Raw genomic sequence first — 21102 nt, 5'->3', positions numbered from 1 at the left:
AGCACCGTACCCGCCCCACCGCCGGTCCGCCGCCCACCGCCGCCCGGCCGGGGCCCGGCGGGTCAGTCCGGGGCGCGCTCGCCGGCGCCGAGGGCCGGGGCGAGGGGCATGCCGATGCGGACCGTGGTGCCGGCCGGGCCGGTCTCGACGTCCATCGCGTCGCTCAGCTCCCGGGCCAGCCAGAGGCCCCAGCCGCCCGCGGTGTCGGGCGCGGGGCGGCTCCGGTCGTCGAGCCGCCGGGAGCTGATCCCCCGGCCGTGGTCGGCGACCTCGCAGACCAGCCGCCCCGGCTGGCGCCACAGCCGCAGCCACCCCCGCCCGCCGCCGTGCCGCACCGCGTTGGTGAGCAGCTCGTTGACGGCCAGCACGAAGTCGTCCAGCCGTTGCCCGCGCAGCCCGACGGCGCGGGCGCAGGAGGTGACCGAGTGCCGGAGCTCGGTCACCTGGGCCTGGTCGAAGGCTTCGGCGATCAGGAGGGTGGTGTCGATGGGCACAACCGTACGCCGTGTCGGTCGGGGCAGCCATGATCGTCCGCCCTTCCCGGGGCAGGTGGCGGCGGGTCGCGTCCCGCCCGAAGGACGATCACGGCTGGGGAGGGGGCGTGTGGCATCGTGTCGGGGTGCCGTCGACGCCCGGTGGATTCGAGGTCCCGCTCTGGCGGGCCGTCGCGGTGTTCCGGTTCGCCGCCCTGGCGTACGTCGGCCTGATCGTCGCGCGCGACGCCCGCGGGTACGCCCACCCGGTGGTCGCCGGCGTCGTCCTGCTCGTGATGCTCGGCTGGACGGTGACCACCGCCCTCGGCTACGCCCGTCCCGCCCGACGGGGCTGGCCGCTGCTGGTCGCCGACCTCGCCGTCGTGGTCGGGGTGCTGCAGGTCAGCCCCTGGGCGGTCGGCCGGGCGGCCCTCGCGACCGGCGCGCCCAGCCTCGCCGTGGTGTGGCTGGCCGGGCCGGTGCTCGCCTGGGCCGTCTCCGGCGGCCGGCGGCGCGGCACCGTGGCCGCGCTGGCGGTGTGCGCGGCCGACCTGGCGGCCCGGGAGCGGATCGGCCAGTCCGCCCTCACCGGCTCGATCCTGCTGCTGATGGCCGGGGCGGTGGTCGGGCACGTCGCCCGGCTGGCGGTGACCGCCGAGCAGCGGCTGCACCGGGCGGTGGAGCTGGAGGCCGCGACCCGGGAGCGGGAACGGCTGGCCCGGGACATCCACGACTCGGTGCTCCAGGTGCTCGCGCTGGTGCAGCGGCGCGGCGCCCACCTGGACGGGGAGGCCGGCGAGCTGGCCCGGCTGGCGGGGGAGCAGGAGGCCGCCCTGCGCGCCCTGATCGCCGGGGCGGCGCCCCCCGGCGACGCCGACCCGGTGGGGCAGGACACCCTCGACCTGCGTGCCCTGCTCGGCCGGTACGCCTCGGCTACGGTCTCGCTGTCGGCACCGGCCACCGGCGTCCCGCTGCCCGCGCTGGTGGCCCGGGAACTGGCCGACGCGACCGGGGCGACGCTGGACAACGTGCGCCGGCACGCGGGTGGCCGGGCCTGGGTGCTCATCGAGGACGAGGGGGAGACGGTGACGGTCTCGGTACGCGACGAGGGCCCGGGCATCCCGGCGGGCCGGCTCGACGAGGCCGTCCGGCAGGGCCGGCTCGGGGTGGCGCAGTCGATCCGGGGCCGCGTCGCCGACCTGGGCGGCACGGTCACCATCACCTCCACACCGGGAGCGGGCACCGAGGTCGAGCTGACCGTGCCGAGGACGCCCCGGTGAGCGCCGCCGACGCCCCGCCCCCGCCGACCGGCCCACGGTCGCCGGCCACCGGCCCGGACGCGCCCGCCGCGAACGCCCCGGCCGGCGTGCGGGTGATGGTGGTGGACGACCACCCGATGTGGCGGGAGGGGGTGGCCCGCGACCTCACCGAGGCCGGGCACCTCGTGGTCGCCACCAGCGGGGAGGGCCGCCAGGCCGTGCGGGTCGCCCCCGCCGCCCGGCCCGACCTGGTGGTGCTCGACCTGCAACTGCCGGACATCTCCGGGGTGGAGGTCATCCGGGGGCTGCGCGCGGCGCTGCCCGAGGTGCGGGTGCTGATGCTCTCGGCCAGCGGCGAACAGCAGAGCGTCCTGGACGCGGTGAAGGCCGGCGCGACCGGCTACCTGGTGAAGTCGGCGGCCCCGGCCGAGTTCCTGGACGCGGTGCGCCGCACCGCCGCCGGCGAGCCGGTCTTCACCCCCGGCCTGGCCGGCCTGGTGCTCGGGGAGTTCCGCCGGCTCGCGGCGGGCGCGGGCGGTCCCGCCGCGAGCCGGGGCACCGCCGCGGTGGACCGCCACGCCGACGCGCCCCGGCTCACCGACCGCGAGACCGAGGTGCTGCGCCTGGTCGCCAAGGGGATGTCGTACAAGCAGATCGCCGAGCGGCTCGGGCTGTCCCACCGGACGGTGCAGAACCACGTGCAGAACACGCTCGGCAAGCTCCAGCTGCACAACCGGGTCGAGCTGACCCGCTACGCGATCGAGCGGGGCCTCGACGACTGAGGCGTCGGGGCCGGGCGCGACCGACCCGCAGGCCGGCGCAACCGGCCAGCCGGGCGCGGCGGGCCGGTCAGTGCGCGCCGGGCGGCCGGGTCTCGTGGATCGCCAGCTCCTCGGCGCTCGCCCCGCCGCCGGCTGATCCCGCGTCGTACGCGACGTTGTCGGTCTCCAGGTCGCTGTGCGCCCCCTCGTCCGGTTCCACCAGCCGGCCGACCTCGGCGTCGGCGACGCTGCCGAGCTGGCCGTGGTCGTAGATGGAGACGGGGGAGTGCGGGTCCGAGGTGGGGCCCGGGTCGATCACGTCGGCGTCGAGCTGCGCCTGGGCGGCGGCCTCCTCGCTGTCCGCCTCGGCCGCGATGTCCGGGTCGACCGGTCCGGCCAACGGGTCGTCGGCGGGGCGCTCGAAGCTCTCCCGCTGGAGCTTGTAGTCCAGCGACTCGCCGTCGAGCTGCTCCTCGGCGGTGGTGCCGTACCGGTCCACCGCCACGGGCGTGCGGTCGCCGGGCAGCTGGGCCGGCGCCGGGCCGTCCGCCTCGCGACCGGTCTCGACGTCGTCGTTGGCCGTCGAGTCGTCGTCGGCGGTGTCGGGCAGGCCGTCGGCCTCCGGGTCGGAGACGGGGGTCGGGTACTCGTCGTCGCGCATGGCTGATCACTACCCACTGCCCACCGCCCGTAACCGATCCGCCCGCCGGTGTCCGGGCCGGCACGTGGGGACCGCTGGGGCGGCGGTGACAGGAGTCAGCCCGGGTTGCGCGCGAGGTCCAACACGGCCCAGACGAGCTTGCCGTCGGGCAGAAGGGTGCTGCCCCAGCGGCGGGCCACCGTGTCGATCAGCAGCAGGCCCCGACCGCCGGCCAGGTGCGGCGGGGTCACCCCGGTGTAGCGCGGCTGCCGCCGCGACTGGTCGCGTACGCCGAGGTGCAGCGTGCCGTCGCCGGGGGCGAGCCGTAGGGTCATCGGGGTGCGCGCGTGCGCCACCACGTTGTTGACCATCTCGGTCACCGCGATGCAGCCCGCCTCGGCCAGAGCGCCGATCCCCCACCGGGCGCAGCCGTCGGTGACCAGCGCCCGGGCCTGCCGGGCCGCGCCGACGACCGGTGGCAGCGCGGTGGTGGTCGCCGCTGCCATCGGGGACCGGGTCAGCGCCGCCGTCGCCTCCGCCAGGGTCGCGCAGACCAGCAGCCCGGGGCCCGCCGCCGCCCCCGTCGGGTCGACGACCAGCAGCCCCGCCGCCGGCCAGTCGGCGATCTCGCGGCGCACCTCGGCGAACAGCCCCCGGGCAGGGGCGGCCAGCCGCAGCCGGGTCAGGTCGACCACCACCGGGCCGGGGCGGTCGCAGAGCCGCACGAGCAGCGCGTCCCGGACGGCGGCGGTGCCGGCGGCGTCGAGCACCCCCGTCAACCGGAGCACTCCGGACGACTCGTCCGTCTCCACCACGCAGCGCAGGTCGGTCGGCATGATCGTCCCATTGTGCGCCGTGGCGACGAACCGCGCATCCTGCCGGTCGGGGGAGTTCATCAGCGCGCCGTCCGGGTCCGCCGGGCCCGGGCCGCCAGCGTGCCGACCGCCGTGCCGGCCGCGGCGAGCCCGAAGGCGGTCGTCATCCGGACCAGTTGCCGCCGCCGGCCGTGCCACCCGCCGTCCCGCCGTGCGGCCGCGTCGGCGGCGAAGACGTTGCCGGCGCTGTCCGGCCGGCCGGCGGGCCCGAACTGGGTGCGGTGGACATACCAGCCGAGGACCCGTTCGGCCAGCGCGGGGGCCAGCCGCCACTGCGCGCCGAGCAGCCGGGCGGCGCCCCCGGCGTACGCCTCGCGGCGCGGCCGGCGCAGCACCCGGACGATGGTCTCGGCCACCAGCTCCGGCGGGTACACCGGTGGGGGCGGCACCAGCTCCCGCCCGGTGTGGTTGGCGGCGTGCCGGAAGAACGGGGTGTCGATGCTCGCCGGCAGCACCGTGCACACGGAGACGTTCCCCCGCCCGGTGAGCCGCAGCTCCTGCCGCACCGTGTCGGCCAGCCCCCGGATGCCGTGCTTGGTGGCGTTGTACGCCGACTGGTAGGGCATCGCCACCTCGGCCAGCACGGAGGCGTTGTTGACCAGGACCCCGCCGCCGGCCGCCGCGAGGTACGGCAGGGCGGCCCGCATGCCGTGCACGGTGCCGAGCAGGTTCACCTCCAGCACCCGGCGGAACTCCCGCACCGGTATCTCGTCGAACAGCCCGACCGCGCTCACCGCCGCGTTGTTGATCCAGGCGTCGATCCGGCCGAACTCCTCCGCCGCGCGGGCGGCGAGGATCTCCACGGCGACCGGGTCCGTGACGTCCGTGGGCACGACGAGCGCCTGGCCGCCCAGCTCCCGGCACCGCGCCGCCACCCGCTCCAGGGCGTCCTCGCTGCGGGCCGCCAGCGCCACGGCCGCGCCCCGCCGGGCGAGGGCGTACGCGGTGGCGGTGCCGATGCCGCTGGAGGCGCCGGTGAGCACGACGACGGCGTCGTCGAGGGTGCGGGTCAAGGCCATTCCACGCCCGTACCCCGGTGGGCCCCGCTCATGCCGGCGGCCCGGACCGGATCGGCGACCGGCGACCGGCGGCCCCGGCGGGGGACTTGCCAGGTTTCGGCTCCGAGCGGCGCGGTTAATGGGACCCTCTGACCGGGAGGACCCACCAGCTCAACCAACCGCATGGAGGTGACCCATGCGCGTCGGCCTAGTGTGCGCGCACTCCGGCCCGTCGCGGCCCGCCGACGGCCCGGTGGTCGGCACGCGCGAGCACATCGCGCGGGTCGCCGCCGAGCTGGCCGGGCGCGGCCACGACGTGCACGTGTACGAGCGCCGGGACGATCCCGCGCTGCCCGCCACGGCGGAGGTCGACGGCTACCGGGTGGAGCGGGTGCCGGTCGGCCCGGCCGCGCCGATGCCCACCGCCGAGCTGGTCGGGCACGTGTCGGAGTTCGGCCGGTGGCTGGCCGACCGGTGGGCCGGCGGGTGGTCCCCGGAGGTGGTGCACGGGCACTACTGGGTCGGCGGCCTGGCCGCCGCGCACGCGGTGCGCGAGACCGACATCCCCGTCGTGCAGACCTTCCACTCGCTCGGCGTGGAGCAGCTGCGCCACCTCGGCCCCGGCTACGACGGCCCCGGCACCCGCATCCCGCTGGAGCGGGCCCTGACCCGGGCGGTGGACATCGCGGTCGCCCAGTGCAACGACGAGGTCGACGAGCTGACCCGGATGGGGCTGCAACGCAGCTCGGTGGCGATGGTCCCCACCGGGGTGGACACCGACCAGTTCCACCCGGACGGCGAGGCGGCCCCGCGCGACCAGCGCTCGCGCATCCTCTCCGTGGGCGGCCTGACGCCCGGGCACGGCCACGACGACCTGATCCGGGCGATGCGGCTGGTCGGCGACGCCGAGCTGGTGATCGCCGGCGGCCCGCCGGCCGACCAGCTCGCCGGCCACGCCGAGGCGCGCCGGCTGCGCGAGCTGGCCGAGCGCACGGGGGTGGCCGAGCAGGTGACGCTGGTCGGCGCGGTGCCGCACGACCAGATGGCCACCTGGTACCGCTCGGCCGACGTGGTGGCCTGCACCCCGCACTACTCCTCCGCAGGCCGGGTCTCGCTGGAGGCGATGGCCTGCGGCGTGCCGGTCGTCGGGTACGCGATGGGCGGCATCGCCGACGCCGTCGTCGACGAGGTCACCGGGAAGCTGGTGCCGCCGGGCGACGTGCGGGCCCTCGGGATGACCCTGCGCCGACTGCTCGCCGACAACGCGGGCCGGTTCGCGTACGGGCACGCCGCCGTGGACCGGGTCCGGTGCAGCTACACGTGGGAACGCACGGCCGGCGCGCTGGAGCGGCTCTACGAGCGGGTGGTGCTGCGGCGCAGGCCGGTCGAGGCGGCGTAGCCCGAACCGGCCCGGCACGCCCGGACCGGCCCGGCGTGGAGGCTGCCGGGGCGGGCCGGTCAGCGGCGGGGGCGGGCCGGTGCGCCGGCGGGGAGCATCCCCCGGGCGTGTTCCCGGGCCGCCACCTCGTGGTGGTGCTGCGGCTCGGCGTAGCGCGTCAGCCCGATCACCGCGGCCAGCGTGGCCAGGAAGCCGAGGGCGGCCAGCCACTCCCGGCCGGGCCAGATCTTGTCGTTGAGCAGGAGCAGCCCGACGATCGCGGCGGGCACCGCCCCGGCCGCGTCCATCGCGGCCACCGCCGCCGTGGTCGAGCCGCGCTGCATGGCCAGGCCGAGCAGGAGCTGACCGACCAGCGAGTGGGCCACCAGCAGGTAGAGCAGCGGGTCCCGGACGAACCCCTCCACGCTCGTCACGGCGGCCAGCGGGCGGGCGGCCACCGCCGCGGCGGAGAAGGCCAGCCCGGCCAGCGAGCCGAGCGCCACCGACCCGGGCGAGCCGTGCAGCCGTACCGCGAAGAAGCCGACCACGGCGATCACCGCGAGCGCCGCCGCCAGCGCGACCAGGCCGGCGGGCCCGAGCGGCCGGGACTGCGCCGGCTGCGCCGACAGCACCAGGCCGGTGACCCCGACGACGAGCAGCACCAGCAGCGCGACCTCGGCGGTGGGCAGCCGCCACTTGAGCACCAGCACGCCGAGGATCGCGGTCACCCCGAGCCCCGCCGCCACACTGGCCTGGACCAGGAACAGCGGCAGGTCCCGGCGGGCCAGGAAAGCCAGCACGAAGCCGCCGACCTGGCAGGCGAGGCCCACGAGGTACGTGCGGTGGCCGGCCAGCCGCAGCAGCAGCCCCGGATCGAAGGTGTGGTGCACGGTGGTCCGCGCCGCGGCCACGGACTGGAGCAGGTTGGCGAAGCCGTACGCGACGATCATCGCCGCCAGGAAGCACCAACCGGAGGACACCACCTGGCGAGGATAGAGGCTGGCGGCGCTCAGCGCTCGGCCGGCCGACCCAGCCTCGCCAGGATGTCGGCGTGCAGCGGCCCGTTGCTGGCCACGGCGCTGTTCTCCACCGAGGCGTCGCCGCCCGGGGCGGGCCGCCCGGCCAGGTCGGTGAACGTCCCGCCCGCCTCGGTCACGATCGGCACCAGCGCGGCGATGTCCCACAGGGACAGTTCCGGCTCGACCATCACGTCCAGGGCACCCTCGGCGAGCAGCATGTAGCCGTAGAAGTCGCCGTAGGCCCGGCTGCGCCAGGTGTCCCGCATGAGCTGGAGCACCGGCTCCAGCAGGCCGGCTGACTCCCACCCCGACAGCGACGAGTAGCAGAAGCTGGCGTCGGCGAGGCGGGTCACCGCCGACACCCGGATCGGCGTGCCGTGCGCGGCGTCCGGGCCGGCGTACGCGCCCGCGCCGAGCGCGCCCCACCAGCGGCGGCCCAGCGCCGGCGCGGAGACCAGCCCGAGCACCGGCCGGTCGCCCTCCAGCAGGGCGATCAGGGTGGCCCAGACGGGCACCCCCCGGACGAAGTTCTTGGTGCCGTCGATCGGGTCGACCACCCAGCGCCGCCCGCCCGGGGTGGCCGGGGGCTGCCCGCCGTACTCCTCGCCGAGCAGGCCGTCGCCGGGGCGGTGCGCCGCCAGCAGCGCCCGGATCTCCCGCTCCACGGCGGTGTCGGCGTCGGAGACCGGGGTCAGGTCCGGCTTCGCCTCCACCCGCAGGTCGAGGGCCCGGAACCGGGCCGTGGAGATGGCGTCCGCGGCGTCGGCGAGCAGGTGGGCGAGGGCGAGGTCGTCGGCGTACCCGGTCATGCCGCAAACGGTAGCGGCGGCCCGGTCACGCTCCTGCCGGCGGGTCGCCGGTCACGACCCCTCCAGCGGGTCGCCCGGGTTGCGCTGGTCGGGCTCGCGGCTGTCGCCCTCCCCGGACCGGGAGGCCAGCAGCCGGCGGTACGAGGCGAGCCGGCGCTCGTCGGCCTTGCCGGCGGCCACCCACGCGTCCAGCGCGCAGTCGGCCTCCTCGGCGGTGTGCTGGCAGTTCGCCGGGCAGTCGACCGTGCCCTCCACCAGGTCGGGGAAGCCGTGCAGCAGGCTGTCGGCCGAGACGTGCGCCAGCCCGAAGCTGCGCACCCCCGGGGTGTCGACGATCCAGCCCGGGTCGGCGACGATGCCGGGGCGGGGCGGCAGCCGCAGCGCCACCGCGCTGGTCGAGGTGTGCCGGCCCCGGCCGATCGCGCTGACCACCCCGACCGCCCGGTCGGCGTCCGGGACGAGGCGGTTGACCAGCGTCGACTTGCCCACCCCGGAGTGGCCCACCAGGACCGACACCCGGCCGGCGAGCAGGTCGCGCAGCGCGTCGAGGTCGGCGTCGGGCCGCAACAGCACGTACGGCAGCTCCAGCTCGGCGTAGTAGCCGAGCACCTGCTCCGGGCCGGCCAGGTCGGCCTTGGTGAGGCAGAGCAGCGGCTCGATGTCGGCGTCGTACGCGGCGACCAGGCAGCGGTCGATGAACCCGGTGCGCGGCGGCGGGTCGGCCAGCGCGCTGACGATGACGAGCTGGTCGGCGTTGGCCACCACGACCCGCTCCAGCCGCCCCTCGGCGGTGTTCTCGTCGTCGTCGGCGGTGCGCCGCAGCACCGAGGTGCGCTCGGCGATCCGGACGATGCGGGCCAGCGCGCCGTCCGCCCCGGAGGTGTCCCCGACCAGGCCCACCCGGTCGCCCACCACCACCGACTTGCGGCCCAGCTCCCGGGCCCGCATGGCGGTCACCAGCGGGGCGTCGGGGCCGACGTCGGGCAGCACGCACGTGTAGCGGCCCCGGTCCACGGCGATGACGAAGCCGTCGACGGCGTCGGCGTGCCGGGGTCTCGTGCGGGTGCGCGGGCGCGACGACCTGCCGGGCCGGACCCGTACGTCGTCCTCGTCGTACTCCCGCCGTTTCGTCGCCAGGACGCCCTCCGCCGTGTCAGCTCTCTCCGGTCACCATCGCCGACCATAGCCCGGGGAACTCCGGCATGGTCTTCGAGGTGCACGACACGTCGTCGAGCTCGATGCCGGGGACCGCCAGGCCGGTCACCGCGGCGGCGTGCGCCATCCGGTGGTCGTGGTACGTCCGGAACTGCCCGCCGTGCAGCGGCCGGGGCCGGATCTCCAGCCCGTCGGCCGACTCGGTGAGGTCGGCGCCGAGACCGGTGAACTCGCGGGCGAGCGCGGCGATCCGGTCGGTCTCGTGCCCCCGGATGTGTGCCACGCCGGTGAACCGGGACGGCGAGTCGGCGAGCACGGCGAGCGCGGTCAGCGCCGGGGTCAGCTCGCTGACGTCGGAGAGGTCGGCCTCGATGCCGTGCACCACGCCGGTGCCGCGCACGGTCAGCCCGTCGGTGGTGAGGACCACCTCGCCGCCCATCCGGTGCAGCAGCGTGCGGAGCTGCTCGACGGGCTGGGCGCTGCCGCGCGGCCAGCCCCGCAACGTCACCTCGCCGCCGGTGACCAGCGCCGCGGCGAAGAACGGCACCGCGCCCGACAGGTCGGGCTCGATCTCCCAGCCCCGCCCGGTCAGCGGCCCCGGCTCGACGACCCAGACGTCGGGGGTGCCGTCATCGACGGCCGCCCCGGCGGCCCGCAGCATCTGCACGGTCATCCGCAGGTGCGGCGCGGACGGCACCGGCGGGCCGACGTGCCGGACCACCACGCCCCGGTCGAAGCGCGGCGCGGCCAGCAGCAGGCCGGAGACGAGCTGGCTGGAGGCGGAGGCGTCGATGACCACCTCGCCGCCGGCCACGCTCCCGGTGCCGAAGACGGTCAGCGGGAGGCTGCCGGTGGCCGGGGACTCGACCCGCACCCCGAGGGAGCGCAGCGCGTCGATCAGCGGGCCCAGCGGGCGGGTGCGGGCCTGCGGGTCGCCGTCGAAGGTGATCCGCCCCTCGGCGAGCCCGGCGACCGGGGGCACGAACCGCATGATGGTGCCGGCGAGGCCGACGTCGACGTGCGCCGGGCCGGCCAGCGGGTGGGGCCGGACCAGCCAGCGGTCGTCGTCGGTGATCGACATGTGCGCGCCGAGGGCCCGCAGGCCGCCGGCCATCAGCTCGGTGTCGCGGGCGCGCAGCGGCCCGGCGATGGTGGAGGGGCCGCCGGCCAGGGCGCTGAGCACCAGCGCGCGGGCGGTCATCGACTTGGAGCCGGGCAGCCGCAGCGTGGCAACCACCGGGTCGGACGCGGTCGGAGCGGTCCACGGCCGTAGCGGCCGGGTCGCGGTCGTGTTCCCCACGGTCACATTCTGCCGTGCCCCGGCCGCCGCCCGACCGGCCGCCGGGCGCGCTCCCGGTGGGCGGGACGGCCGTCCCGGGGCCGGGCCCGCGACCGGGACGGCCGTCGGCGGGACAGCCGAACGCGGCCCGGGGCGTTAGCGTGTGCCCCATGTGCGGGAGGTACGCCACGACCCGGAGCGCGGTCGACCTGAGTGCCGTGTTCGAGTCGTCCGACGAGACGCAGGGCCGGGCCCGGTCGAGCCACAACGTCGCCCCCACGACGACCGTGCCGTTGGTGCGGCTCACGCCGGAGGGCCACCGCGCCCTGTCCGCCGGCCGCTGGGGGTTCCTGCCGCCCTGGTCGAAGTCGCCCGCCGCCGGGGCCCGCATGATCAACGCGCGGGCGGAGACGGTGGCCACCAGCCGGGCGTACGCGCCCGCGTTCGCCCGTCGGCGCTGCCTCGTGCCCGCCGACGGCTGGTACGAGTGGGTCCGGCTGCCCGAGGGCGGTCGGCAGCCCTACTTCATGACCCCGGCCGACTCGTCGGTGCTCGCCCTGGCGGGCATCTGGTCGGTCTGGGAGGGGCCCGCCGGGCCCGTGCTCACCTTCAGCGTGCTGACCACCGCCGCGGTGGGCGAGCTGGCCCGGGTGCACGAGCGGATGCCCCTGCTGCTGCCCCGGGGCCGGTGGGCGTCCTGGCTGGGCCCGACCGACGAGCCAACGGACCTGCTGACCCCGCCCGATCCCGGGTGGCTGGCGGGGCTGGAGATCCGGCCGGTCGGTTCGGCGGTCGGCAACGTCCGCAACGACGGGCCGGAGTTGATCACGCGGGTGCCCGCCCCGGCCGCCCCGGCCGCCGAGGTGACGCTTTTCTGACAGTTGCCGGGGGCATTGTCGCGTGCTGATTTGCCAGAGTTGCGGGCGAATCGTCGGCCAAGCTTTTAGTCATCTTTACGGAAGACTCTTGTCCCGGTGTCTGAAAGTGCGATACAACACAGCGCCGGTAGTGGGTGACGATTCGTACGGTGCGAACGGCACTCATCGATCTTTCCGGTCCCACGGGGGAGGTGGGTGGATGACACGGGCGCGTATGCCCCGCCCGCATGAGGTGGCTGCCGCACGACGAGATCCGCGACTGTTGCGGGCGTTGCGTGAACGGCGGCACGACGAAGCCTGGCGCACCAGAGGCACCTGCCAGAGCGTGGATCCGGAGACGTTCTTTCCGGCGCCCAACGAGCCGGCCGACGCGGCCGTCGCGCTCTGCCGCAGCTGTGACGTGCAGGGATCGTGCCTGGCCTGGGCGCTGGAGGTCGGTGACTGCCACGGCGTGTGGGGCGGCACCACACCCCGCGAGCGCCGGGCCATGCTGGTCGCCTGGCGCAGCGAGGTCGACCCAGACCCGGACGCGGCCGACGAGGCCGGCCCGCCGGTGCGGGACCGGCTGCTCACCCTGGTCCCGCTGAGCTGACCGCCCCGGCCGTCCCGCCCACCGGCAAGGGCGGGACGGCCGGCGGCGGTCCGACCAGGGCGGTCCGACCAGGGCGGGGCGGCCGTGGTGCCTGCCTCCGGGCGGCGTCGGTGCGGTGCGCCGTCGGCTCGCGGCGGTGACCCGCAGAATGGGCCCGTGCGAGACGCGGACGAGATCGTCACCCCGCGCGGACCGGCCCGGGTCGACACCGACCTGCCCGCCGGCCCGCCGAAGGCGCTGCTGGTGCTCGGGCACGGCGCGGGCGGTGACGTCGACGCGCCGGACCTGGGCGCGCTACGGGACGCGGCGGCCCCCGCCGGGCTCGTCGTGTGCCGGGTGACCCAGCCCTACCGGGTCGCCGGCCGGCGCGCGCCGGCCCCCGCCGGGCACCTCGACGAGGCGTGGACGGCGGTCCTGGCCGAGCTGCGCCGACGGCACCCCGCCGTGCCCACGCTCGTGGTCGGTGGCCGGTCCAGCGGCGCCCGGGTGGCCTGCCGCACCGCGACCGCCGTCGGCGCGGACGCGGTGGTGGCCCTGGCGTTCCCGCTGCATCCGCCGGGTCGGCCGGAGCGCTCCCGGGCGGCGGAACTGGCCACCGGGCTGCCGACGCTGGTGGTCAACGGCGACCGGGACCCCTTCGGCGTGCCCGAGCCCGGCCCGGGGGTGCGGGTGGTGGTCCGGCCCGGCGAGCGGCACGACCTGGCCGGCGATCCGGCCGGGACGGCCGCGGTGGTCGTCGACTGGTTGCGCGCGCGGGGCTGGGCGTCGCCCTGAGGCGCCCCGGGCCGTGACCCGGGGCCGTACGCCTCGTTGTCTCCGATGGTGTCGGAGGCCCGGTCCGGGCGGCCGGCACCGTCCCTCCCAGGCCCTTCCTGGTCCCAGCGCCGACACCCGCCGGAGTCGGGGCCGGGACCAGGAACGGGGCCGGCGGGCCGGAATGCCGGGGCCCGCGCCCCGCGTTACCCCCCACGGAAGAGACTTCTGCTTCAGGGGGGTGTGACCGGTGCCGACCGAGACGCGGAGCCGGGAACGGGACGAACGGGAGGCGCAGCAGCTCAGGAAGCTGCTGGGCGGACCGGAATGGCCCGTGGTGGCGGGGCCGGTCGGGCCACGGTGGCCCGCCGTGGTGAGGACCAGCACACCGGCCGAAAGTGAATCTGCGGGCAGTGTCAGGCGCGTATCCTCGGCGGGAAAGCATCCGACGCGAGGGGATGTGCGGTTGACCACCGAGAAGACGGACGAGCGCAGGGCCCGCTTCGAGCGGGACGCGATGCCATTCGTCGACCAGCTCTACGCTGCCGGGCTGCGGATGACCCGCAACCCGGCGGATGCCGAGGACCTGGTCCAGGAGACGTACCTGAAGGCGTACGCGGCCTTCCACCAGTTCGAGCAGGGCACGAACCTGAAGGCCTGGCTGTACCGGATCCTGACCAACACCTACATCAACTCCTACCGCAAGCGGCAGCGCCAGCCCATCCAGGCGCCGACCGAGGAGATCACCGACTGGCAGCTCGCCGAGGCCGAGTCGCACACCTCCAGCGGGCTGCGTTCGGCCGAGACCGAGGCGCTGGACCGGCTGCCGGACAGCGACGTCAAGGAGGCCCTCCAGCAGTTGCCGGAGGAGTTCCGGCTGGCGGTCTACCTCACCGACGTCGAGGGCTTCTCCTACAAGGAGGTGGCCGACATCATGGGCACGCCCATCGGCACGGTGATGTCGCGGTTGCACCGGGGTCGTCGTAATCTGCGCAAGCTGCTCGAGGGCTACGCCGCCGAGCGCGGTTTCAGCGCTGCGCGGTCCCCGAAGGGCTCGACCGCCGCCGCCGGCCGGGAGGTGTGACGTGAGCTGTGGGAAGCCGCACGAGACGGACTGCCGTGAGGTGCTCGCCGAGGTCTACTTCTACCTCGACCTGGAATGCGCCGAGGAGCGCCGCACGCTGATCCGGCGGCACCTCGACGAGTGCGGGCCGTGCCTGCGCGAATACGGCCTGGAGCAGGAGGTGAAGGCGCTGGTGGCCCGCTGCTGCGGCAACGAGACCGCGCCCGAGCAGCTGCGGGAGCGGCTGCGGGTCCGCCTCACCGAGCTGGTGGTCTTCGAGACGAGCGAGTCCCGCGAGCTGGCCGACTGACGGCCGGTGCACCTGGACGTGCCGGTGGCCCGGGTCGGAATCCGACCCGGGCCACCGGCGTCTCCGGCCATGGCCGGCGAAGAGCACTGAGCGGTCGGCGGTCGCCCGCCGCGCGACTCAGGAGTTGGGGCGCTTGCCGTGGTTCGCGCTGCTCTTCTTCCGGGCCTTCTTCTTGCGGGCCTTCTTCGCCATGCTGACCTCCTCGGGTGCTGGTCGGTGTCCGCCGGCGGCGAGCGCGGCGGTGGTCGCGTACCGGTCGCCCGGTCACCCGGGGCCGACCCGCTGATGCTAGTGCGGCCCGCGGCGGCCGTGGTCCGCCGGGGCACCGGTGGCGGGCCGGTTCTCCGTCGACCGGGCCCGGTTGCGGTGGCCCGCGCGACGGGTACCGCATGTCGGGGGCCGCCGACGCGCCCCGCGACGGTCCGGCACGTGATTGGATACCGATCGCAGACACTGGCGGAAGAGGGAGGACCCGGAGATGGCCGACGAGATCCGCGCCGAGATGGTGGCGAACGTGTGGAAGGTCGTCGCGTCGGCCGGGGACACCGTGTCCGAGGGGGACACGCTGGTGATCCTGGAGTCGATGAAGATGGAGATCCCCGTCGTCGCCGAGTCCGACGGCGTCGTCCAGCAGCTCGCCGTCAACGAGGGTGACGTGGTGCAGGACGGTGACCTGATCGCGGTGATCGGTTGACCGGCCTGCGGGTCAGGCGGGCCACCCCGGCCGACTTCCCGGCGGTGGCCCGGCTGACCGTGGCCGCGTACGAGGCGGACGGTCAGCTCAAGGGCGAGCACGGCTACGGTGTCGTCCTCGCCGACGTGGCGACCCGGGCGGAGAGCGGCGAGGTGCTGGTCGCCGTCGACGGGGCCACCGGCGAGCTGCTCGGTTCGGTCACGTTCGTGCTGCCGGGCACCCCGTACGCCGAGCTCTCCGGCCCCGGCGAGGCCGAGTTCCGGATGCTGGCCGTGGACCCGGCGGCCCAGGGCCGGGGGGTCGGCGCGGCGCTGGTCGAGGCGTGCCTGTTCCGCGCGGCCGCGCTGGGCTGCTCGGCGGTGGTGATCTGCGTGCGCGGCGGGCTCGCCGAGGCCGCCCACCGGCTCTACGAGCGGCTGGGCTTCGTCCGCACGCCGGAGCGGGACTGGTCTCCGCTGCCCGGGGTGGACCTGCTCGGCCTGCGGCGGGAGCTGCCCGGCCCGAGCTGACCTGACCCTGCGCCCGGTCGGCCCGCCGCACCGGCCCTACGGATCCCGCCGCACCGGCCCTAGGGCTCCCGCCGCACCGGCCCTACGGATCCCGCCGCACCGGCCCTAGGGCTCCCGCCGCACCGGCCCTACGGACTCCGCCGGCTGCGGCGCGGGGTCCGGCCGGACGGTGTCGGCTCAGCCGTCGGCGATGCGGGCGAGCAGCTCGTCGGCCACGTCCAGGGCGATCTTCCGCCGCTCCTCGTCGGTGACGCGCGGGGCGCGGATGGCGAACCAGCTGCTGTGCACGGCGAACAGCGACAGAGCGGCGCGCAGCTGGGCGGCGGGCGACTCGTCGCCCCGGGCCAGCGCGTCGGCCAGTCGGAACATCCGGTCGCGCATCTGCTGGCCGGCGGCCAGGCTCTTGAGCGCGGTCTGGTTCTGCTCGAAGAAGCGCATCACCGAGGGCTGTTCGGTGGCGAACATGCTGTCGGCGTAGCGGGCGATCAGCTCCCGCCGCGTCGCCAGCGTGGAGGGCTGCTCGTCGGCCCAGGCGATCAGCGCGTCCATCCGGTCCAGCCGCTCCTCGACGAAGCTGCTGACGATCTCGTCCTTGCTCTTGAAGTGGTAGTAGAGGGCGGCCTTCGTCACGTTCAGCCGCTCGGCGATCTCGCGCAGCGATGTCTTCTCGTAGCCCTGCTCGGTGAAGAGTTCGAGGGCCACGGCCTTGATGCGCTCCCGCGTGCCTGTGCTCTCTCTCACCCGAACCACCCAACTCGCTTGACGACCAGTTGCCTCCCAACTTACCGTGCGGCTAGTAAGGTAACTAGCCGGCCGGCAAGTAAGTCGGTCACATCCCGGGGGGAGCTTACCGATGAGTCAGGAAGTCGAGGGCGCGGAGCGACGACCCAACGTCCGGGTCGTCCTCTTCGGCCTCATGATCGCGATGATGCTCGCGATGCTCGACAACATGATCGTCAGCACCGCGCTGCCGCGCATCGTCGGCGAGTTCGGCGGGGTGGACCACTTCACCTGGGTCGTCACCGCGTACGTGCTGGGCACCACCGTCTCCACCCCCATCTGGGGCAAGCTCGGCGACCTCTACGGCCGCAAGGCGGTCTTCCTGACCTCCGTGGGCATCTTCCTGGTCGGCTCCGCGCTGTGCGGGATGGCCGGCTCCGGCGTGTTCGGGGGCGCCGACAGCGGCATGATCGAGCTGATCGCCTTCCGGGCCGTCCAGGGCCTCGGCGCGGGCGGGCTGATGGTCGGCGTGATGGCGATCATCGGCGACCTGGTCCCGCCCCGGGAGCGGGGCCGCTACCAGGGCATGATGGCCGGCATCATGGCCATCGCCATGGTCGCCGGGCCGCTGGTCGGCGGCTTCATCACCGACAACCTCTCGTGGCGCTGGGCGTTCTACGTCAACCTGCCGCTCGGCGGCGTCGCGCTGCTGGTGCTCGCCACCACCATGCACCTGCCGAAGTACCGCACCGAGCACCGGATCGACTGGCTCGGCGCGGGGCTGCTCTCGGTCGGCATCACCGCGATCGTGCTGATCACCACCTGGGGCGGCAGCTCCTACGACTGGGCCTCGCCGCAGATCCTCGGCCTGTCCGCCCTGGCCCTGGTGAGCCTGGTCGTGTTCGGCTTCGTGGAGCGGCGCGCGGCGGAACCGATCCTGCCGCTGGGGCTGTTCGCCAACCGCAACTTCGCGCTGATCTCGATGATCGGCTTCCTGCTCGGCTTCGCCATGTTCGGGGCGATGAACTTCCTGCCGCTCTACCAGCAGACCGTGCAGGGGGCGTCGGCCACCAACAGCGGCCTGCTGCTGCTCCCGCTGATGTTCGGCATGCTGGTGGTCTCGCTGGTGGTCGGCCGGGCGATCACGAAGACCGGCCGGTACCGGATCTTCCCGATCGTCGGCGGCGTGGTGATGACCCTCGGCCTGGCCCTGCTGACCCGGCTCGACGTGGGCACCGGCAAGGCGGAGTCCTCGCTCTACATTATCGTCCTCGGCGTCGGCATGGGCTTCCTCATGCAGACCTCGATGCTGATCGCGCAGAACAGCGTCGAGCAGAAGGACCTCGGCGCGGCCAGCGGCGCGGCCACCTTCTTCCGCTCCATCGGCGGCTCGTTCGGCATCTCGCTGTTCGGCGCGATCTTCGCCAACCGGCTCGCCGACTCGCCCGCCGGGTCCGCGTTCAGCGGCGGGGGCGGCGAGGGCGGCCAGATCGACCTCGACAAGCTCAAGGAGCTGCCGGCGCAGGCCCGGGAGCTGGTGCTCAGCGGTCTCGCCGACGCCATCTCGCACGTCTTCTGGTGGGCGGTGCTGTTCACCGTGCTGGTGCCGGTGCTGGCCTGGTTCATCCGGGAGATCCCGCTGCGCTCGACGAACGACGCCCCGCCGGCCGCCACGCCGGAGGAGCAGGCCGAGACGGCCCTGGGCAAGGCCGCGGCGGTCTGACCCGGCCACGGCCGTCCGCCCCGACCGGGGCGGGCGGCCCGGGTCGGCAGCGCCGCCGGGGTCGGCCTCAGCCCCGGCGGCGGGTGAGGCGGTCCCAGAGGCGGCGCAGCCGGCCCGGTCGGGACCGGCCCGCCGCCGGGCCCGAGATCAGCTCGCCGGCCAGCGCGGCCGTGGCCGGGTCGAGGGCCGGGGTGGCCAGCGCCAGGTACGCCAGCGAGACCGCGATCGGCACGCTCCGGTCCCGGGCCACCGCCGCCGCGTCGGCGAGCCGGTCGGCCACCACGCCGGCCACGTCCTCGCGGACCGAGGGGTCCACCCAGGCGGCGGTGACCAGGGCGAACAGGGCGGCCTCGGTGATCCAGTCCTCCACTCCCCAGACCAGCTCGACCAGCGTCCGGCGACGGGTGGAGGACGCCCACGGCTCGTCCGTGCGGTGGTGCAGCAGGCCCAGGCACGCCCACACCTGCACGCAGCGCACCCAGAGCGACGGGTCCTGCCCGGCCAGCACCCGGCCCAGCCCGGTCGGCGGGGCCGCGGGCGGGTGCACCAGCAGCCCGAGCAGGTCGGGCAGCCCCAGCGTGGCCAGGCCGACCGCCGCGTCGTACGCCGCCGGAGGGTGCGGCCACGCCGGGTGGGCGAGCTGCCGGATGCGGTCCGCCGCCTCGGCCGAGGGCGCCGGCACCGCCGGGGCGGCGACGGTGCCGTCCCAGCGCCACAGCGGCCGGTCGGTGGCCCGGCGGGGCTCGCGCGGATCCGGCTCGGCCACCTCCGCCACCTCGACCCGCAGGTCGGGCGCGGCCGCAGCCACGGTGCGCAGGGCGCTCGGCGGCTCCAGCGTCTCCAGCCGTACGGTCGCGCCGAGGGCGTCCTGCTCGGCGGCCAGGGCGTGGCGCAGCACGGCGACGGCCGCCCCGGCGGCCGGGGTGACCTGACCCAGCCACGGCCGGCTGCGGCAGCACTCGGCGAGATCGCCGTGCTCGTGCGAGTCGTCGGGATGGTCGCGGACGAAGTCGGCCAGCGCCACCAGGTGCGCCACGTCGCCGTCGCGCTGGAAGCGCAGCCGGTGCGCGGTGTGCACGGCGCAGTCGAAGGCGGGGTTCCGGGCGAGGGCGCGGTCGGTCCACTCCAGGGCCTCGTCGAGCCGGCCGGTGTCGGCCAGCGTGCCGGCGATGTCGGCGTAGACGGCGAGGTCGTCCGGGTCGTGGTCGACGGCCCTGCCGAGCGCGGCGAGGGCCTCCCGGGTGCGGCCGGCGCTGCGGTACGCGTACCCGAGCCAGACCTCGCCGAGCTTCGACGGGCGCGCCCGTACGCCGCGGCTCGCCCAGCGGACCGCCAGGGTGACCTCGCCGAGGCGCCGGGCCAGCGCGGACGCCGCGCCCAGCAGCAGGGCGTGCTCGGGATGGACGGTGACCGCGTTGCGGGCCAGGGTGAGGTACGGCGTCAGGGGCGCCCGGTCGGCGCGCGGCACCGGGTCGGGCGTGGCGGCGCACACCTGCATCAGCACCTGGGCGATGCCCTCCGGGTCGAGCCGCTCGGGCAGCTCCGGGGCCGTCACCCAGGGCACCCCGGCCCAGTCGGCGCTGCGGTCGTGCCCGGTGGCGGCGGCCAGCAGCTCCAGCCCCTCGGCGGGCCGCCCCGCCGCGGCGAGCAGGTGCGCCCGGGCCACCACCGTGCCGACGAAGGCGCGCTGGTGCAGGGGGAACAGGTCGAGGCCGCCGCCGCTGACGGCGGCCAGCCGGGCCAGCGTCTCGTGCGCCTCGGGCAGGGTGGGCGACCGGGTCAGCGCGCCGGCGACGTGCCCGGCGGCGTGCGCCAGGTCACCCTCGTCCAGCGCGAGCCGGGCCAGGGCCAGCTCCTCCTCCGCCGACAGCGGGGGATCGTCCCTTCCCTCGGACACGTGGGCCTCTCGGTGGTAGGTGCGGGTGGCCGGGCGACGGATGCGTCCCCCGTCGCAGTGTCGCCGGGCCGGGCAAGCGTAGGTGATGTTGGCTCGGCTTGGTGATCCACTGCGCAATGCTGCTCGCAAGATTGTTCACGTACGCCGAAACATGCAAGACTGAGCAGGAAACGCGCGGCAATCGCGCAGGGAAAGGGGCACTCCGTGACGCGTGCAGGGGCCGGCATGGCCGCCGACATCTCCGAGCAGCCGGCCGGCTACGAGCGGCTGCTCTCCGCCGAGCACGCCGGGGCGATCGCCGAGGTGGCCGCCGTCGTCGCGCAGCGCCGCCCCCGGCACGTGGTCTTCACCGCCCGGGGCACCTCCGACCACGCCGCCCTCTACGGGGCGTACCTGACCGAGATCCGGCTCGGCCTGCCCGCCGGGCTCGCCTCGCCCAGCGCGGTCACCCTCTTCGGCGCGCGCCCCGACCTGTCCGACGCGCTGGTCGTCGGCGTCAGCCAGAGCGGCGGTTCACCCGACCTGGCCGAGGTGCTGCGCACCGCCCGCGCGTCCGGCGCGCTCACCCTCGCCGTGACCAACAACCCCGACTCGCCGCTGGCCGGGATCGCCGAGCTGAGCGTCGACATCGCCGCCGGACACGAGCGGGCCGTGGCGGCCACCAAGACGTACACGGCGGAGCTGCTCGCCCTGCTGCTGCTCGTGGAGGGCGTCCGGGCCGGCGACGGGGCGCTGCCCGCCGCCGAGCGCGCCGCCCTGGCAGCCCTGCCCGAGCTGGCCGCCCGCACCCTCGACGACCCCACCCCGGCCCAGCTCGCGCCCCGCTACCGGTTCGCCGCCCAGCTCGTCACCACCGGCCGGGGATACGCGTACCCGACCGCCCGGGAGGCGGCGCTCAAGCTGATGGAGACCTCGTACCTGCCGGCGCTCGCCTTCTCCGGCGCGGACCTGCTGCACGGCCCGCTCGCGATGACCGACCCGGACGTGCCGGTGCTGGCCGTCGTCGGCTCCGGCCCCGGCGGCCGGTCCATGGGCGAGGTGCTGCCCCGCCTCGGCGAGCGCCGCGCCGACGTGGTCGTGGTCGGCTCGGCCGACGTGCACGGGGCCACCCGGATGGCCGTCCCCGAGGTCGACGAACGGTACGCCCCGCTGCTGGACATCCTGCCGTTGCAGCGCCTCGCCCTGGCGCTGGCCCTCGCCCGGGGCGAGGACCCCGACGCGCCGCGCGGCCTGAAGAAGGTCACCGCGACGATGTGAGCGCCCCGGGCCGGCCGGCGGACGTGGGCGGGCCCGCGGAGATGAGCCGGCCGGGCCGGC

The 21102-nt window shown here is 75.8% G+C and carries 23 protein-coding genes; 12 read left to right on the top strand and 11 right to left on the bottom strand.

Annotation, left to right across the window (positions count from 1 at the left end):
* Positions 1-62: 62 nt before the first annotated feature.
* Positions 63-521: an ATP-binding protein gene (locus tag ACVMYR_RS11485; protein WP_077938442.1), complete on the bottom strand. Its 459-nt coding sequence runs from the start codon at positions 519-521 to the stop codon at positions 63-65.
* Between the two features lie 80 nt (positions 522-601).
* Here ACVMYR_RS11485 and macS point away from each other — a divergent pair, with 80 nt between their 5' ends.
* Positions 602-1753: a MacS family sensor histidine kinase gene (gene macS, locus ACVMYR_RS11480; protein WP_396789120.1), complete on the top strand. Its 1152-nt coding sequence runs from the start codon at positions 602-604 to the stop codon at positions 1751-1753.
* Positions 1754-1848: 95 nt separating this feature from the next.
* Positions 1849-2514 (top strand): response regulator, encoded by a 666-nt coding sequence (locus ACVMYR_RS11475; protein WP_077938462.1) that lies wholly within the window; start codon positions 1849-1851, stop codon positions 2512-2514.
* 67 nt (positions 2515-2581) lie between these two features.
* Here the strand turns inward: ACVMYR_RS11475 and ACVMYR_RS11470 are convergent, their stop codons facing one another.
* The 3 genes from ACVMYR_RS11470 to ACVMYR_RS11460 form a co-directional block, all read right to left on the bottom strand.
* Positions 2582-3154, bottom strand: a complete 573-nt coding sequence (locus ACVMYR_RS11470; RefSeq protein ID WP_043965868.1) for a DUF5709 domain-containing protein — start codon at positions 3152-3154, stop codon at positions 2582-2584.
* Positions 3155-3249: 95 nt separating this feature from the next.
* Positions 3250-4029 (bottom strand): ATP-binding protein, encoded by a 780-nt coding sequence (locus tag ACVMYR_RS11465; protein WP_091276978.1) that lies wholly within the window; start codon positions 4027-4029, stop codon positions 3250-3252.
* A complete protein-coding gene (locus tag ACVMYR_RS11460) occupies positions 4029-5027 on the bottom strand; it encodes an SDR family oxidoreductase (RefSeq protein ID WP_457121798.1) in 999 nt (332 codons plus the stop codon). The genes ACVMYR_RS11465 and ACVMYR_RS11460 overlap by 1 nt, the downstream gene beginning before the upstream one ends.
* Positions 5028-5202: 175 nt before the next feature.
* Between ACVMYR_RS11460 and ACVMYR_RS11455 the strand changes: the two genes are divergently transcribed.
* Positions 5203-6405, top strand: coding sequence for a glycosyltransferase (locus ACVMYR_RS11455; RefSeq protein ID WP_077938446.1), 1203 nt, complete (start codon positions 5203-5205; stop codon positions 6403-6405).
* Positions 6406-6464: 59 nt separating this feature from the next.
* On the opposite strand, the gene ACVMYR_RS11450 is transcribed toward ACVMYR_RS11455, so the two are convergent.
* The 4 genes from ACVMYR_RS11450 to aroA form a co-directional block, all read right to left on the bottom strand.
* Positions 6465-7334 (bottom strand): hypothetical protein, encoded by an 870-nt coding sequence (locus tag ACVMYR_RS11450; protein WP_255704626.1) that lies wholly within the window; start codon positions 7332-7334, stop codon positions 6465-6467.
* Positions 7335-7393: 59 nt separating this feature from the next.
* Positions 7394-8212, bottom strand: a complete 819-nt coding sequence (hisN, locus tag ACVMYR_RS11445) for a histidinol-phosphatase (protein WP_457121797.1) — start codon at positions 8210-8212, stop codon at positions 7394-7396.
* 51 nt (positions 8213-8263) lie between these two features.
* Positions 8264-9202 (bottom strand): ribosome small subunit-dependent GTPase A, encoded by a 939-nt coding sequence (gene rsgA, locus ACVMYR_RS11440; protein WP_396789169.1) that lies wholly within the window; start codon positions 9200-9202, stop codon positions 8264-8266.
* A 163-nt stretch (positions 9203-9365) separates the two neighbouring features.
* Positions 9366-10667, bottom strand: coding sequence for a 3-phosphoshikimate 1-carboxyvinyltransferase (gene aroA, locus ACVMYR_RS11435; RefSeq protein ID WP_077938449.1), 1302 nt, complete (start codon positions 10665-10667; stop codon positions 9366-9368).
* Between the two features lie 149 nt (positions 10668-10816).
* Here aroA and ACVMYR_RS11430 point away from each other — a divergent pair, with 149 nt between their 5' ends.
* The 5 genes from ACVMYR_RS11430 (at position 10817) to rsrA (ending at position 14242) form a co-directional block, all read left to right on the top strand.
* The gene (locus tag ACVMYR_RS11430) at positions 10817-11524 is read left to right on the top strand and encodes an SOS response-associated peptidase (protein WP_077938450.1); all 708 of its coding nucleotides are present in this window, start codon (positions 10817-10819) and stop codon (positions 11522-11524) included.
* 199 nt (positions 11525-11723) lie between these two features.
* Complete coding sequence (locus ACVMYR_RS11425; protein WP_077938451.1) at positions 11724-12116, top strand: WhiB family transcriptional regulator; 393 nt, start codon at positions 11724-11726, stop codon at positions 12114-12116.
* 156 nt (positions 12117-12272) lie between these two features.
* Complete coding sequence (locus tag ACVMYR_RS11420; RefSeq protein WP_077938452.1) at positions 12273-12890, top strand: alpha/beta hydrolase family protein; 618 nt, start codon at positions 12273-12275, stop codon at positions 12888-12890.
* Positions 12891-13119: 229 nt separating this feature from the next.
* Positions 13120-13953 (top strand): sigma-70 family RNA polymerase sigma factor, encoded by an 834-nt coding sequence (locus ACVMYR_RS11415; protein ID WP_077938453.1) that lies wholly within the window; start codon positions 13120-13122, stop codon positions 13951-13953.
* Position 13954: 1 nt separating this feature from the next.
* Positions 13955-14242, top strand: a complete 288-nt coding sequence (rsrA, locus tag ACVMYR_RS11410) for a mycothiol system anti-sigma-R factor (RefSeq protein ID WP_074472685.1) — start codon at positions 13955-13957, stop codon at positions 14240-14242.
* Positions 14243-14359: 117 nt separating this feature from the next.
* On the opposite strand, the gene ACVMYR_RS11405 is transcribed toward rsrA, so the two are convergent.
* Positions 14360-14434 carry a 50S ribosomal protein bL37 gene (locus ACVMYR_RS11405; RefSeq protein ID WP_369752275.1) on the bottom strand — a complete coding sequence of 25 codons (75 nt, stop codon included), beginning with the start codon at positions 14432-14434 and terminating at the stop codon, positions 14360-14362.
* Between the two features lie 286 nt (positions 14435-14720).
* Here ACVMYR_RS11405 and ACVMYR_RS11400 point away from each other — a divergent pair, with 286 nt between their 5' ends.
* Both ACVMYR_RS11400 and ACVMYR_RS11395 read left to right on the top strand, forming a co-directional pair.
* Positions 14721-14936 carry a biotin/lipoyl-binding carrier protein gene (locus ACVMYR_RS11400; RefSeq protein WP_077938454.1) on the top strand — a complete coding sequence of 72 codons (216 nt, stop codon included), beginning with the start codon at positions 14721-14723 and terminating at the stop codon, positions 14934-14936.
* Positions 14933-15445 carry a GNAT family N-acetyltransferase gene (locus ACVMYR_RS11395; RefSeq protein ID WP_431894149.1) on the top strand — a complete coding sequence of 171 codons (513 nt, stop codon included), beginning with the start codon at positions 14933-14935 and terminating at the stop codon, positions 15443-15445. Before ACVMYR_RS11400 ends, ACVMYR_RS11395 begins: the two co-directional genes overlap by 4 nt.
* A 177-nt stretch (positions 15446-15622) precedes the next feature.
* Here the strand turns inward: ACVMYR_RS11395 and ACVMYR_RS11390 are convergent, their stop codons facing one another.
* Positions 15623-16186: a TetR/AcrR family transcriptional regulator gene (locus ACVMYR_RS11390; RefSeq protein ID WP_077938456.1), complete on the bottom strand. Its 564-nt coding sequence runs from the start codon at positions 16184-16186 to the stop codon at positions 15623-15625.
* A gap of 112 nt (positions 16187-16298) precedes the next feature.
* On the opposite strand from ACVMYR_RS11390, the gene ACVMYR_RS11385 reads away from it, so the two are divergent.
* Positions 16299-17888, top strand: a complete 1590-nt coding sequence (locus ACVMYR_RS11385; protein WP_457121796.1) for an MDR family MFS transporter — start codon at positions 16299-16301, stop codon at positions 17886-17888.
* 67 nt (positions 17889-17955) lie between these two features.
* Here the strand turns inward: ACVMYR_RS11385 and ACVMYR_RS11380 are convergent, their stop codons facing one another.
* A complete protein-coding gene (locus ACVMYR_RS11380; RefSeq protein WP_396789114.1) occupies positions 17956-19785 on the bottom strand; it encodes a tetratricopeptide repeat protein in 1830 nt (609 codons plus the stop codon).
* A 225-nt stretch (positions 19786-20010) separates the two neighbouring features.
* Here ACVMYR_RS11380 and ACVMYR_RS11375 point away from each other — a divergent pair, with 225 nt between their 5' ends.
* Positions 20011-21042: an SIS domain-containing protein gene (locus tag ACVMYR_RS11375; protein ID WP_396789168.1), complete on the top strand. Its 1032-nt coding sequence runs from the start codon at positions 20011-20013 to the stop codon at positions 21040-21042.
* The last annotated feature ends 60 nt before the right edge of the window (positions 21043-21102 follow it).

Source organism: Micromonospora sp. PTRAS2 (assembly GCF_054052245.1).
The sequence above is the reverse complement of the archived record's forward strand: the minus strand, read 5'-3'. Positions and strand labels throughout refer to the sequence as shown.

Coding starts and splice junctions, on each gene's coding strand:
- hisN (WP_457121797.1), bottom strand. CDS start 8,212: ATGACCGGGTACGCCGACGACCTCGCCCTCGCCCACCTGCTCGCCGAC.
- ACVMYR_RS11375 (WP_396789168.1), top strand. CDS start 20,011: ATGGCCGCCGACATCTCCGAGCAGCCGGCCGGCTACGAGCGGCTGCTC.
- ACVMYR_RS11475 (WP_077938462.1), top strand. CDS start 1,849: ATGGTGGTGGACGACCACCCGATGTGGCGGGAGGGGGTGGCCCGCGAC.
- ACVMYR_RS11465 (WP_091276978.1), bottom strand. CDS start 4,029: ATGAACTCCCCCGACCGGCAGGATGCGCGGTTCGTCGCCACGGCGCAC.
- ACVMYR_RS11455 (WP_077938446.1), top strand. CDS start 5,203: ATGCGCGTCGGCCTAGTGTGCGCGCACTCCGGCCCGTCGCGGCCCGCC.
- ACVMYR_RS11460 (WP_457121798.1), bottom strand. CDS start 5,027: ATGGCCTTGACCCGCACCCTCGACGACGCCGTCGTCGTGCTCACCGGC.
- ACVMYR_RS11450 (WP_255704626.1), bottom strand. CDS start 7,334: ATGATCGTCGCGTACGGCTTCGCCAACCTGCTCCAGTCCGTGGCCGCG.
- ACVMYR_RS11400 (WP_077938454.1), top strand. CDS start 14,721: ATGGCCGACGAGATCCGCGCCGAGATGGTGGCGAACGTGTGGAAGGTC.
- ACVMYR_RS11425 (WP_077938451.1), top strand. CDS start 11,724: ATGACACGGGCGCGTATGCCCCGCCCGCATGAGGTGGCTGCCGCACGA.
- ACVMYR_RS11470 (WP_043965868.1), bottom strand. CDS start 3,154: ATGCGCGACGACGAGTACCCGACCCCCGTCTCCGACCCGGAGGCCGAC.
- ACVMYR_RS11430 (WP_077938450.1), top strand. CDS start 10,817: ATGTGCGGGAGGTACGCCACGACCCGGAGCGCGGTCGACCTGAGTGCC.
- ACVMYR_RS11385 (WP_457121796.1), top strand. CDS start 16,299: ATGAGTCAGGAAGTCGAGGGCGCGGAGCGACGACCCAACGTCCGGGTC.